This is a genomic window from Rania fehmarnensis (genome assembly GCF_056494185.1).
Genome location: NZ_CM151398.1, coordinates 3,036,331 through 3,049,074 on the forward strand (window position 1 = coordinate 3,036,331; position 12,744 = coordinate 3,049,074).

The 12,744-nt window shown below is 56.2% G+C and carries 13 protein-coding genes; 10 read left to right on the plus strand and 3 right to left on the minus strand.

Annotated elements, in window-relative coordinates; translation table 11 throughout:
• Positions 1-36 precede the first annotated feature (36 nt).
• The 7 genes from SH573x_RS10200 (at position 37) to SH573x_RS10230 (ending at position 7,268) form a co-directional block, all read left to right on the plus strand.
• Positions 37-975: a DUF3467 domain-containing protein gene (locus tag SH573x_RS10200; RefSeq protein ID WP_479354712.1), complete on the plus strand. Its 939-nt coding sequence runs from the start codon at positions 37-39 to the stop codon at positions 973-975.
• 12 nt (positions 976-987) lie between these two features.
• Positions 988-1,716, plus strand: coding sequence for an ABC transporter ATP-binding protein (locus SH573x_RS10205; protein ID WP_479354714.1), 729 nt, complete (start codon positions 988-990; stop codon positions 1,714-1,716).
• Positions 1,717-1,725: 9 nt separating this feature from the next.
• The gene (locus SH573x_RS10210) at positions 1,726-4,233 is read left to right on the plus strand and encodes an FtsX-like permease family protein (protein WP_479354716.1); all 2,508 of its coding nucleotides are present in this window, start codon (positions 1,726-1,728) and stop codon (positions 4,231-4,233) included.
• Positions 4,230-4,667 carry a secondary thiamine-phosphate synthase enzyme YjbQ gene (locus SH573x_RS10215; protein ID WP_479356695.1) on the plus strand — a complete coding sequence of 146 codons (438 nt, stop codon included), beginning with the start codon at positions 4,230-4,232 and terminating at the stop codon, positions 4,665-4,667. The genes SH573x_RS10210 and SH573x_RS10215 overlap by 4 nt, the downstream gene beginning before the upstream one ends.
• Entirely contained in the window at positions 4,631-5,344 is a 714-nt protein-coding gene (locus tag SH573x_RS10220) for a hypothetical protein (protein ID WP_479354718.1), read from the plus strand. The genes SH573x_RS10215 and SH573x_RS10220 overlap by 37 nt, the downstream gene beginning before the upstream one ends.
• A gap of 89 nt (positions 5,345-5,433) precedes the next feature.
• Complete coding sequence (locus tag SH573x_RS10225) at positions 5,434-6,282, plus strand: sugar phosphate isomerase/epimerase family protein (protein ID WP_479354720.1); 849 nt, start codon at positions 5,434-5,436, stop codon at positions 6,280-6,282.
• Positions 6,282-7,268, plus strand: a complete 987-nt coding sequence (locus SH573x_RS10230) for an ROK family protein (RefSeq protein WP_479354721.1) — start codon at positions 6,282-6,284, stop codon at positions 7,266-7,268. The genes SH573x_RS10225 and SH573x_RS10230 overlap by 1 nt, the downstream gene beginning before the upstream one ends.
• On the opposite strand, the gene SH573x_RS10235 is transcribed toward SH573x_RS10230, so the two are convergent.
• From SH573x_RS10235 to SH573x_RS10245, 3 genes are all read right to left on the minus strand, one after another.
• Positions 7,261-8,256 (minus strand): class I SAM-dependent methyltransferase, encoded by a 996-nt coding sequence (locus SH573x_RS10235; protein WP_479354723.1) that lies wholly within the window; start codon positions 8,254-8,256, stop codon positions 7,261-7,263. The two genes, SH573x_RS10230 and SH573x_RS10235, sit on opposite strands and share 8 nt — an antisense overlap.
• A gap of 202 nt (positions 8,257-8,458) precedes the next feature.
• Complete coding sequence (gene cysC, locus SH573x_RS10240; RefSeq protein WP_479354725.1) at positions 8,459-9,124, minus strand: adenylyl-sulfate kinase; 666 nt, start codon at positions 9,122-9,124, stop codon at positions 8,459-8,461.
• 8 nt (positions 9,125-9,132) lie between these two features.
• On the minus strand, positions 9,133-10,257 hold the full coding sequence (locus tag SH573x_RS10245; RefSeq protein WP_479354727.1) for an alanine racemase: 1,125 nt from the start codon (positions 10,255-10,257) through the stop codon (positions 9,133-9,135).
• A gap of 169 nt (positions 10,258-10,426) precedes the next feature.
• On the opposite strand from SH573x_RS10245, the gene SH573x_RS10250 reads away from it, so the two are divergent.
• From SH573x_RS10250 to SH573x_RS10260, 3 genes are read left to right on the plus strand one after another with little or no spacing between them, the layout of a single operon-like run.
• The gene (locus tag SH573x_RS10250; protein ID WP_479354728.1) at positions 10,427-10,786 is read left to right on the plus strand and encodes a Rieske (2Fe-2S) protein; all 360 of its coding nucleotides are present in this window, start codon (positions 10,427-10,429) and stop codon (positions 10,784-10,786) included.
• Between the two features lie 11 nt (positions 10,787-10,797).
• Positions 10,798-11,727 (plus strand): N-acetylmuramic acid 6-phosphate etherase, encoded by a 930-nt coding sequence (gene murQ / locus SH573x_RS10255; protein WP_479354730.1) that lies wholly within the window; start codon positions 10,798-10,800, stop codon positions 11,725-11,727.
• The gene (locus SH573x_RS10260) at positions 11,724-12,716 is read left to right on the plus strand and encodes a BadF/BadG/BcrA/BcrD ATPase family protein (protein ID WP_479354732.1); all 993 of its coding nucleotides are present in this window, start codon (positions 11,724-11,726) and stop codon (positions 12,714-12,716) included. The genes murQ and SH573x_RS10260 overlap by 4 nt, the downstream gene beginning before the upstream one ends.
• The last annotated feature ends 28 nt before the right edge of the window (positions 12,717-12,744 follow it).

The window sequence follows — 12,744 nt, forward strand, 5'->3', positions numbered from 1 at the left end:
TTTTGTAGCAATAGCTCTCGCGAGCGTCGACACACCATGACTTTTCCCTTTTCGCCTGATGATCGCCCCGACCCCAACGAGCAGCACGCAGTCCGCGCGCGAGTACCGGATCACGTTGCGCGCGGTGTCTTCAGTACCGGCGTCATCGTGATGACAGCGCCCACTGAGTTTGTCATCGACTTTATTCAAAACCTCGGCCGGCCGCATCAAGTGGTCGCTCGAGTGGTCATGCCGCATCCAGTTTTACCGCAATTTGTCGATGCCTTGCTGAAGAACATCGAGCTGTACCGCGGTCGATATGGCAACCTGCCGACGCCCAATCTTAGCGGCATGATGGTTACCAACGCGTCAGGCACGGTGCCTGCGCCAAATTCGCCACCGGCCCCGCAGACTCAGCCCAAATCACCAAATCAAACAGGTGAGTGGCCCGATTCTGGAACAAATAGTCAACTTGGTCCGGAGATTGCCCCAAGACCTGAAGCTGGCCCAGAGGCTGGCCCATTCGGTGCTGGTGGCGGTTCGGTTCCAGGTAGTGCGCCCTACAGCGATACCTCAACAGGACAACCCTTTGGTCCAATACATGTTGGACCTGGTCAAGCCATTCCCTCTGGTCAACAACCGCCCGGCGTCGGTAGTCAGAATCAACCTCAAGGTCCAGGCTTTTTGCCACCCGAGCAAATACCGCCTCAGAATTTGCGACGTGCATCGGCTCAAGAAATCTATGACGATTTAAAGATGCGCGACGAGATTCTTAGCGGCAGTTATGCCAACGCGGTGATGATTGGTCACGGTCCGCACGAGTTCAGTTTTGACTTTATCACCAATTTTTATCCCCACTCGGCCGTGAGCGCACGCGTCTTTCTGGCAGCCGGTCAGGTTGCCAGGTTGGCCGATTCGTTGCGAGGGGCGTGGGAGCAGATACGACATCGCTTCCAACCACCTCCGCCAGGCGGGGACGGATCAACTGGACTATAAGAGCCATTTCGCATGACTGTTATTGAAACTCGCGATCTCATTAAAACCTATGGGACGGGCGAAGCTCAGGTCTTTGCGCTACGCGGTGTGTCGATTCAAATCGAATCGGGCGAATTCGTGGCCATCATGGGGCCGTCGGGATCAGGCAAGAGCACGCTGCTGACGTTGCTGGGTGGTGTGGAAACGCCGACCAGTGGCCAAGTGCTGGTCGAGGGCGTCGATATCGCCAGCCTCAGCGACGATGACCGTACCAAACTGCGGCGCAGACGATTAGGTTTTATCTTTCAATCGTTCAACCTGCTACCGAATCTATCTGCCCTCGAAAACGTTACCTTGCCATTGGAACTGGATGGCATGAGCAATCGCGAAGCTGTCTCACGCGCTCGTCAGGTGTTGGCGCAAGTAGAACTGGATCACCGCCGCGATCACCGCCCCGCGCAACTCTCCGGTGGCGAGCAGCAGCGCGTGGCCGTGGCGCGGGCCCTGGCTATTCGCCCGGCACTGCTGCTGGCCGATGAACCAACTGGCAATCTCGATACGCGTCAAGCTGGACGCATTATCGAACTGCTCGAAAATCTCGTTACCGCCCACGGTCAAACGATCGTTATGGTGACGCATGATCGCGCCGTGGCAGAAGCCTCCAAACGCTTGATCACCATTCGGGATGGAATGGTTGAAAGCGACGGACCGATCGAGAATGGTATTCCCGAAATGCACCTGGTTCGCATCCAAGGGAACTAGCACATGCCGATGAGCAAGATTTCTCTGCGCGAAATTCTCTCGCGACCTACCCGCGCCATGTTGACCTTTGTCAGTATCGTGCTGGGTGTCGCGGCGGTGGTCGCCGTATTCTTGACCACAGCCAACACGCGCGTGGCCCAGCGCGAAATGCTGCGGGCTGTTTCGGGTAAAGCAGATCTGGAACTGGTGGCCAATAGCGCCCAGGGTTTTCCATTTAAACTAGTCGATACCGTCCGCAGTACGCCTGGTGTTAAACTGGCCGCACCCTCACTCAATCGCATTGGTTCGCTGTTTTACGGAGACAAACAAGCCAGGGCGCGGGTGATGGGCATCGATCCGAAAGTGGATCAACAAGTTCGCGACTACAAGATCGTCGAAGGCCGCGAATTGCAAAGCAGCGGTGAAGTTCTGGTAGATGCCAGCTTTGCGCGCTCACTGGGTGTCAAAGTCGACACCACGCTAAAAATTTTGGGCAGGAACTTGCGCCCCAATGAAGCCACCGTGGTTGGTATGGTCATGCCCAGCGGCGGATCGGGCGTGGCAGTTGGTTCGTCGGTGTATGCCGAAGCTCGCGACGTGGCCAAATGGTTCAAGGCGGGTGCCAATGCGGATCAGATTCAGATCGTGCTCGAAAACAGCGAAGATCTCGAAAAAGTTTCGGAGAGCCTGCGAGCTTCGATGCCCAGCGAAGTTAGTGTGCAACTGCCGTCTACGCGGAGCCAGATGGCAGAAGAAGCCATGTTCGGAACCGAAAATGGTCTGCATATGGCCATCGCCTTTGCGCTGCTGATTGCGCTGTTCATCATCTATAACACTTTCCAAATGTCGGTCGGCGAGCGCCGCAAACAATTGGGAATCTTGCGAGCCCTGGGTACCACGCGCTCGCAAGTGCGGTGGATGATCTTGCGCGAAGCCCTGGTGATGAGCGTGATTGCCTCAGCAGTCGGTTGTGTGGCAGGCATCTACGGGGCCACCTTCTTGTCGCGCGCCATTCAACAGGTGCAACAAGTTTCCTTACCTGTGATTCAAATCACCGTGTGGCCGATCGTTATCGCAGTCGTATTTGGTGTCAGCATATCGCTATTGGGCGCGTACCTGCCGGCCAATCGTGCGGCCAGCGTGCAGCCACTGGAAGCCATTCGCCAAGTTGATACCGGGCAGAATCAGTCGCTGATTCGCATCGCTACGCCAATTGCTTTGATCGCTATCGCTGCTGGTGGCTCTATACTATGGTTAGCCACGCAAGGCAAACTGCCCTTAGGCGGTGATGTGACAGGCATTGTCATGTTGCTGTTGGGATTCGTCATGCTGATTCCCATCTCGCTCTCGACCATCTCGCTGGTTCTGATGAAGATGATGCGACCTTGGTTTGGACCAGCCGCCTTGTTGGCGCAGCGTCAGCTCGTACGACATTTGGGACGCAGCACATTAACGGTGGGCGTATTGTTTGTTGCCGTGAGCACCAGCATTGGCATGGCGGGCAATGTGCTGGATAACGTCGGTAACATTCGGAATTGGTACACCAATGCCATGAAGGGTGACTTCTTTGTACGGGCATCGATGCCGGATATCACCACGGGCGCTGCCGCCGACTTACCTGATGAAACGTACCAGGCGGTCAAGTCGATGGAGGGTGTCCAGCAAGTCTTTGAACTGGCAATGGAACAAGCTCGCAGCGATGAGGATGATGTGCTGGTAGTGTCACGCGATTTTCGCGGTGCACCACTGGGTCTGTTCGAAGTCGACCGCGACCAGCAAGATAAAGTGGTCAAAGCCCTGACCCAAGGGCAAGTTGTCGTCGGGAGCGTGCTGGCACAGCGCAAGAACATCCAGGCTGGCGGCAAGCTGCAATTGCAAACGGCCTCGGGCCCAACCAATTTTGATGTCATCAGCGTCGTCAATGATTACCTGGCGGGTGGCTTGACTGTGTACATGGATAAACCTGTGGCCAAGCTAGCCTTGGGAATGGAAGGGGCTGACATCCTAATCGTCAAGGCGGAAGCCAATCGCATTAACGATGTCGACAAACAACTGCGAGATTATTGCAACACCAATGGACTTGTCCTGCAGTCCAACCCTGAGCTAGTTGGAATGATTAACGGTATGGTCAATGGCGTAATAGCCAGCTTGTGGACCCTGCTGGCCATGGGCTGTTCCATTGCGGCCATGGGCCTGGTCAATACCTTGACGATGAACATCCTCGAGCAAACCCGCGAGATCGGGATGCTCCGCGTGGTAGCCATGACACGCGGTCAAACGCGGCGCATGATTCTGGCCCAAGCGATCATCATGGGCGTGCTAGGCATCATTCCGGGTGCCGTAGTTGGCGTCTTTGTGTCGTACGCAATCAGCCTCTCGGCCGAGGCGATTTTGGGTCACGATATTCAGTTCGTGTTTCATCCGGTGCTGGTGTTCGGCTCGGTTATTTTGGGACTTGTTATCGTGCTGGCTGCTTCGCTGATTCCCGCCGAGCGAGCCGCGCGCTTGAAACTCTCGTCGGCGTTGCAATACGAATAATGATCTGGCACCAACAACAGTTTTCGCTCAAGAGCCGGGCGCGCGGGTTCCACCTGGTTACGCGCGAAATTGTCGATCAGTTACCAGAGTTGCGGAACGTCGAAGTTGGCTTGCTGCATCTCTTCATTCTGCATACCTCGGCCAGTTTGACGATTAATGAGAACGCCGATCCCGACGTGCGTACCGACATGGAAACGGTGTTCAATCACGTGGTGCCAGAAGACCTGCCACTGGTGCATACGATCGAGGGCCCGGATGATATGCCGGCACACGTCAAGGCCTCGATGCTGGGGGCGGGATTGACGATTCCGATTCGTAGCGGTCAACTCGTGTTGGGAACCTGGCAAGGCATTTACCTGTGCGAGCATCGCAATCAAGGCGGCTCGCGAAGCGTAGTGTGTACGATTATGGGCAGCGCGGCACCACCGAAGTGAACTATTTATCGCACGGTTTTCGCTTTATCGACGACCCGTATTACGTGGCTGGTACTGCCCTGCCCGACTGGATGAACGTGGTCGATCGTCGCAACCGCTCACGCAGCCATTTGGCCGAGCCCTGGTCGCAGGCAGATGATCCGCAAGTAGCTGCGTTTGCGCGTGGCGTGCTCCAGCATCACCACGACGATACCTGGTTTCATCAGAACGAAACTTTTACGCGGCTGTGGGCCACTTTTGCAGTCGAACTCCGCCCGTTGGTCCCGCTGAGCCATCAAGCCGGATTTTTGGGGCATATTAGCGTCGAGTTGTTATTGGACGCAGTTCTGATCGAGGACGTCCCCGGCCGACTGGATGCATATTACAATGCTCTTTCGCAAGTCGACCCGCAGCGCATGCGCGAGATCGCCGAAATGATGCTGCCCCGGCCGGCCGAGCGTTTGTCGCTGCTACTGCCACGCTTTATTGCAGAACGGTTTTTGGCTGATTACCCTGACGATGCCGGATTGTGGCGCAGGCTCAATCACGTCATGCACCGCGTCGGTTTGGAGCCGCTGAACGAACAAGTGATTCCCTGGTTAGCAACCGCGCGAGACCGCGTGCGGCAGTCGGCAGACTTGCTGCTGACTGATGCGAACAACAACTCGATCCGCCTGGCCGACCGCCGCCGGGCGTGACTAGGGCGAAACTAACTCGCCGTGACAGAACCTGGAAACAACCGACCAACGAACCATTACCTAACGACACAACTGGAGAACATCTGAAAATGAAGTACGGCATGAATCTGTTGCTGTGGACCGGCGAACTAAACGATAGTCTGCTGCCAGTTCTCGACAAGCTCAAGAAGTTTGGTTACGACGGAGTGGAACTGCCGATGTTCAACTTGGATTTGGACTATGCAGCCTGGGGCAAGCGTTTGGATGATGCTGGCCTGGCACGTACGGCCGTAACGGTTCGCAATGTCGAAGACAATCCGATCAGCTCGGATCCGGCTGTGCGGGCTAAAGGTGTTGAGCTGAACAAGAAGACCCTCGACTGCTGTGCTGCCGCCGGTGCGCAGACGCTGGTTGGTCCCTACCACTCTGCACTAGGGCATTTCTCTGGCGCCGGTCCTACGGCCGATGAATGGAAGTGGGGCATCCAGAGCATGCGCGAAGTTGCCGAACATGCGGGCACAGTGAAGGTCAAGCTGGGCGTAGAAGCTCTCAATCGCTTCGAATGTTACTTCCTGAACGCTCACGCGGACTCGGCCCGATTTGCGCGCGAAGTCAATCATCCAGCTTGTGGCATCATGTACGACACCTTCCACAGCAACATCGAAGAAAAGAGCATTCCCAAAACGCTCCGCGAAATCAAAGACGTGCTGTGTCATATTCACATCAGCGAAAATGATCGCAGCACGCCAGGCAAAGGCAACGTGCGCTGGCGCAAGAATTTTGATTCGATCGTCGAGATAGGTTACGACGGTTGGCTGGTAATCGAAGCGTTCGGTTTGGCCCTGCCCGAGTTGGCCGCAGCCACGCGCATTTGGCGCCGTATGTTTGATGACGAACTGACTCTGGCCAAAGAAGGTCTGGAGTTCATGAAGTCGGAAATCGCTGCCCGCAAGAAATAATGACCGAGGCTAGTGTGACTGTAACTGACAAGTATTGGATCGGATTCGATCTGGGTGGCACCAAAATGTTGGCAGCGGCCTTGGATCAGAAGTTCGCTGTGATCGCCTCGCGCAGAAAGAAAACGCGCGGTGATCAATCTGCCATCACTCTTGAACGCATCGAAGCGTTGATTCGCAAGATGCTGGACGAACACGAGCTCGATCCTGCGCGCATCGCGGGCATTGGAATCGGCTGCCCCGGACCAGTTGAATGGCAAACAGGCGTGGTGCGCGTGGCCGTAAACTTGGGCTGGAAAGATGTGCCTGTCGGAAAGTTTTTGAGCGACCGGTTCAGTTGCCCGGTGGCTGTACTGAACGATGTCGATGCAGGCGTTTACGGAGAATATCGATTTGGTGCTGGCCGCGGTTCACGCACCGCGCTCGGTATCTTTCCAGGTACTGGAATCGGTGGCGGCTGCGTCTACGATGGGCAAATTCTGCGCGGCAAGAATTTGACGTGCATGGAAATTGGACACGTGATGATCACCAGTTCACCACGCCAGGGCGCCACGGCGATGACCGGTACGCTAGAGTCCGAAGCCAGCCGCCTGGCCATTGCAGGTGAGATCGCCAAGCTAGCCTATCGCGGCGAAGCACCCAGTGTCTTGAAAGGCGCAGGCACCGACCTGGCCAAGCTGCGCAGCAAAGCGATTTCCGAGGCCATCAAGTCCGGAGAGACCGCCGTACTGCAAGTGATCGAGAACGCTGCGCGTTTGATTGGCTATGCCGTGACCAACATGGTCCACTTAATTGGTCCAGACTGCATCATCTTGGGCGGCGGCCTGGTCGAAGCCATGCCCGATCTCTTTCTGAAAGAGGTCAAGAAGACTACCGACCGCAGCGTGCTGGCCTGTTACGCCGATACTTACACTATCAAATGTGCCGAGCTAGGCGACAACGCTGGCATCATGGGCGCTGCCGGCTGGGTAGCGCAGTCGATCAAGTAGATCGGTCATTCACATTTGCGCTTTCACGTAGCCATCGCTGCCAAGCGGTGGTAAATCGGTACGATGAGTCCACCGTCTGGCGACGGCGGCTACGGGTGGTCCAGCGTCTGGCGACGGTGGCTACGTCGTTGTCGATCGCGACCGGTTTACGCAGCACAACTAACATCTCGCCAATGTAGAAGGGTATGATGGCCGCCCGCAATGATTTGGGTAGTGCGAGGGAGAGCGTGCTGAGCATTCTATAGATCACTGGATTGAACTCTTTGAACTGAGTCAAACCGTAATCGAACGTAAGCGGCTTAGACGTCTTACTGGTCCGCAGTGTTTCCAAACCGGCACGCCCGGCAAGCTGGGTGATCGTGCCAGGGGCAAAGTAGTGCAGATGTTCTTCGGGGATGTAGAACCACCAGTTCTTGCCCATGAGCCTGGCAAAGATCGAGCTCACGTCGGGTAAGGTCAACACGCAAATGCCGCCTGGGTTGAGACGCTTGTCGATGGCCTGTAAAAAGCTGCGAGGTTCCAAGACGTGTTCAATGACGTCGAAAGCGGTGATGCAGTCAAAGCGTTGCTCGGTTGGTAACTCTTCTACCGTAGCTTGACACACCTGCAGTCCTTGACGGCGAGCCTGCTCGACAGCGACAGCCGAGAGTTCAATACCGCAAGCATCGGCACCGGCTTTAGCCGCGGTGGCTACGAATACACCATTGGCGCATCCAACATCCAACCATCTGCCAGTAGGCTCTTTCCAGCGTACGACCTGGCGCAGTCGATACTCAGCGGTGCGAAGCTTCATTTCTTCAGCTTCGGTGAACGTACGGTACATGCCCTGCGCAAACTCTTGGTCGTAATACTCCGCCAGTTCGGCTAGAGAAGGCAGAGGCCATTGCAATCGCAATCGACACTGACGGCACCGATAGAACGTTCGCTGCTTCTTCTTAAACAGCGCAGCGGCAGACACTTGACCACAAATCGGGCACTCAATTTTCATCGATAATCTTTTCGATCTGAACGGGGATCGACCAAACTTCCGTATCATCCCATTATATCCAAATGTTAGGTAGGCCCCGAGCGAACGACGGAATGTGCGACTATAACACCCGCGCTCGTAGCCACCGCTGCCAAGCGGTGGTAAATCGCAGCCAGTGGTGTCCACCGTCTGGCGACGGTGGCTACGATATGCACAGGTGTGCTTAGATAACTTGCTGTCCGACAAGATATTGCACAACTTGTTCGGCCAGCTGAGGTGGCGTGCGATCTGCGGAATATAGATGCAGTTCGGGGGAATCAGGTGCTTCGTAAGGGTCGCTGATGCCGGTGAAGTTGGCGATCTTGCCGGCGCGCGCCTGCTTGTACAAACCCTTGGGATCGCGACTCTCACAAACTTCTAACGGTGCATCGACAAAGATCTCTACAAAGTCGCCAGCTTGACCTTGGCTTTCGATCCACTGACGTACACGCTTTCGATCACGACGGTAGGGGCTGACAAAGGCAGTTAGGACGATCAGGCCAGAGGCGGCCATCAATTGCGCTAGCGCGCCCACGCGGCGAATGTTTTCCTCGCGATCCAGCGGTGAAAACCCAAGCCCAAAACGCTGCGCGAATTCTTCACCATGCACATCTTTGAGCATGTTCGGCGCAGCACACAAACCATGACGAATGTTATCGCCGTCGAGCAACATGGTGTGCACACCGCGCTGATGCAACAATTCGTCGACGGAATTGGCAACGGTGCTTTTGCCCGATCCACTCAAGCCGGTAAACCATAACACCGCTCCGCGATGTCCCATCAAACGCTCGCGCGCAGCCCGATCCACAGCGTGCGCATGCCAAACAACTTGCGGGTTCTCTGAACTCATTGTGCGCCTCAGCTCAGCAACCCACGTCCATCGATCGTCAATCGTTCCAGCGAACCATCATCGCGTTGCCACCACGCATAGCTCTGCAGATTGACGCACGGACAAATGTGATTGGGAATCACGGCTAAGCGGTCGCCCAGTTTCGGTGGCTGGTCGACGCTGCGCACATCAACCTGGCCATGCTCTTCGCTCAGCTTGACGATGCGGGCGGCTGGATAACCGACCAGCTGACCAAATCCACTTTCGCGATCTGGTACGCAGGCATCGCTGGTAAATGTTTTGGAACCGCCATCGATCACAACTTGTCCAGCCACTGCATTGCTGATGACCGTCACGATGATCTTGGCTGCGCAGTCGGCCAGCTGGTTGAAGCCGCCTTTCAGTTCATTTACATCGTTGAAGATATAGGTGCCTGGCCGAATCTCAGTCAATTCGGGCACGAGGTGCGATTGATAGGCTGTGGGAGTCGAGCCGCCGGACACAATGCGAGCCTGGAGTCCACTGGCTGTCCACAGGTCTAAGGCTTCACGCAGGATCGCCGAAACTTTAGCCAGCGGTGCGGCTTGTTCTTCGGCTTTGCACCAGATGTGGCCTGGATAACACATGATGCCCTCCAGCTTGACGCTGGGGAGCTGGGAAATTTGTTGCGCGAGCTGGCGCGACAATTGCGGCGTGGCCACACCTGTGCGCCCCATGCCGACGTCGAGGTCGACTAGCAAGCCCAGAGTGGAGCCTTCGGATTTCGCAGCCGCCGATAGTTCTGTCGCGGCTTGAAGACTATCGACCGCCACGATCGTTGGTCGTCGGCCGGCCAGGCGGGCGGCCCGAATACGGCGAGCTGCATCGAAGACTGGATAAGCGATTAAGAACTCGGTATCGCACTCGGCCAGCACTTCACCTTCGCCAACCTTGGCGACAGTCAAGCCGCAAGCGCCGGCATCGAGCTGCATCTGCGCAAGCTTGACCGACTTGTGCGTCTTGGTATGCGGACGAATGCCGAGATTGTGTTGGCGACCGTAATCAGCCAGACGCTGAATATTAGCCGCCACCGCTTGCGAGTCGAACACGAGCGCGGGAGTGGGAAGTTGATCAATGCACGGCACTTCGCGCGGCAGGGAGTCGTTGAAGTTCATGGGCAATCTGAAAGATGGTAAGCGGGGATTGGTTAAAAGCGGGGAATTGGTTATTGGAGAATCGGACAATTTGAAATTCTGTTAGCCAGCAAGATACACCTGTTGCGCACTCCGGAACAGGCTACGATGGTAAGAGGTACGCAACTTAACATCCTCAGGCTGGAAGCCTATGCCACAGAGCGAACTATTTCCCGATCCACTCGAGCCTGAACTGGAATTTGTCACCGTTGCCAAGGTCGGCGAGATCCCAGAGGGGCGTGGCCGCGCCTTTGCGGTGGCGGGACGAATGATTGCAGTTTTTTGCGAAGCCGGCCAACACTTTGCGATCGATGACTTTTGTCCACATCAAGGTGCGTCGCTGGCCGAAGGCTGGGTCGAAAATAACTGCGTCGCCTGTCCTTGGCACCATTGGCGTTTCAGCGTTCGCGATGGCAGTTGGTTAGATAGTCCGCGCATTCGCGTCGATGCTTTCCCGCTGCGCATTGTGGGTGATGAGATTCAAGTCTCGGCGACTCCCAAAAAAATTTGAAATGCGACATCATGAATAGCGACCAGCTGAGCCAATTGACCACCGAATCGATCAATCCTCGTTCGTCGGAAGTCGACCGCTGGCATGCGTTGGAAATTGTGCGGCTGATTAATCGCGAAGATCGCAGTGTCATCGATGCCGTGGCGGCTGCGGAACTGCAGATCGCGCGGACAGTAGAAGTGGTTGAGCAGGCCTTTCGACTGGGCGGCCGACTGATCTATATGGGCGCAGGCACTTCGGGACGCTTGGGCGTGCTCGATGCCAGTGAATGCCCGCCAACGTTTAGCACTCCGCCAGAGATGGTCATAGGTATGATCGCCGGCGGCGATACCGCGCTGCGCCGCGCGATTGAAGGCGCCGAAGATAATCCTCGACTGGGACAACAAGATTTAGAGCAAATGGCGCTATCGCCTCGAGATGTCGTCGTCGGTATCGCCACCAGTGGCCGCACTCCCTATGTCATCGGCGGTTTGAAGTATGCCAGATCCGTTGGCTCGCAGACTGTTGCCCTGGTGTGCAACGCGGGTAGTGAGCTGGAGTCGCTGGCTGATATCGTCATCTGCGCGGTGGTGGGTTCGGAAGTAGTCAGCGGTTCTACCCGCCTGAAGGCTGGTACGGCCACCAAACTGATTCTGAACACCATCACAACTGCGGCCATGATACGGCTAGGTAAAACTTACGGAAATTTGATGGTCGATGTGCGAGCGACCAACACGAAACTGATCGCGCGCAGTCAGCGCCTGGTCCGTATATTGACGGGACTGAGCGAATCGGCGGCAGCCGAACTTCTCGATCGAGCAGGTGGCTTGGTGAAGATCGCCGTCGTCATGCATCATCGCCAAACCGATGCTGCCATGGCTGAAGAGTTACTAAAGCTCGAAGGTGGTCATCTGCGCCAGGTTATTGGCGATGTTACTATTCACGACCTGAAGCAAGCATGACAGAGTCGAACATTCCAGGTTGGGTCATAGCGATCGACGGTGGTGGTACCAAGATTGCCGTAGCCGCCCAGAAATTTGGCTGGCCAAACACGGAACTACCCATCGATTTAACTTTGGCCAAGACGTGGCAACATGCAGGCACAGGCTCGGCACATCCCACTACCTGGCTGACTGCATCCAAGAATTTGCACCAGGCGTTGCAAGTAACGCTTGACTCCCTTGCAGACGATTCGCCCATACACTGCATTTACCTGGCGCTAGCTGGAGCCGGGCGCGTGGAGGATCAACAGCGCGTTGTTCAATTTATACGTGAGTCTTTGGCAAGTACATTGTCAAACTCGACGCGCGTACAGTGCACTGGCGATATCGATCCGTTGCTGGATGTTTCCGATGCACGCGGGTCGGCCACGCTGGCGATCATCTTGGGCACTGGTTCGGTTGTGGCAGCCCGCGATGCCGATGGCTTGATGGTCCGTGCAGGTGGCTGGGGACCGCTGCTGGGTGATGAATGTAGCGCGGGTGCAATTGGTTTGGCTGCTTTACAGAGAGTAACGCAGACAATCGATAGCGGGCGTGAGCCACTCGAAGCCAGCCGACTGGTGCGCGCAATTGTGGACGAACTCCGCACTGCTTACCCCAGCACACCTTTGAATAATTTGATTATCGAAACCGCAGCCGACCGCACTCGCCGAGCTCAGCTGTCGCTGGTTGTAGCACAATTGGCTTTTGGGCAGAACGATGCCGAAGCCTTGCAGATCATCGACCATCAGATCCAGCGGCTAGTTGATCAGATCCAGCATGTTGCGCGGCGCCTTGGCCGTCAATCACCACAGTTTCATCTGCTCTTCAGCGGCGGATTGGTCACGCGCTGCCCAGCCCTGGCCCAAGCCATCACCGACCAGTGCCGACGATCCCTGACCATCGATCACTTCAGCATCGCTGACCCGCTGCTGGCAACCTTACGCAGCGCCGTTGCACGGCGGGCGTAGATCATAGAGCAGCCGGTCGTAGAGCAGC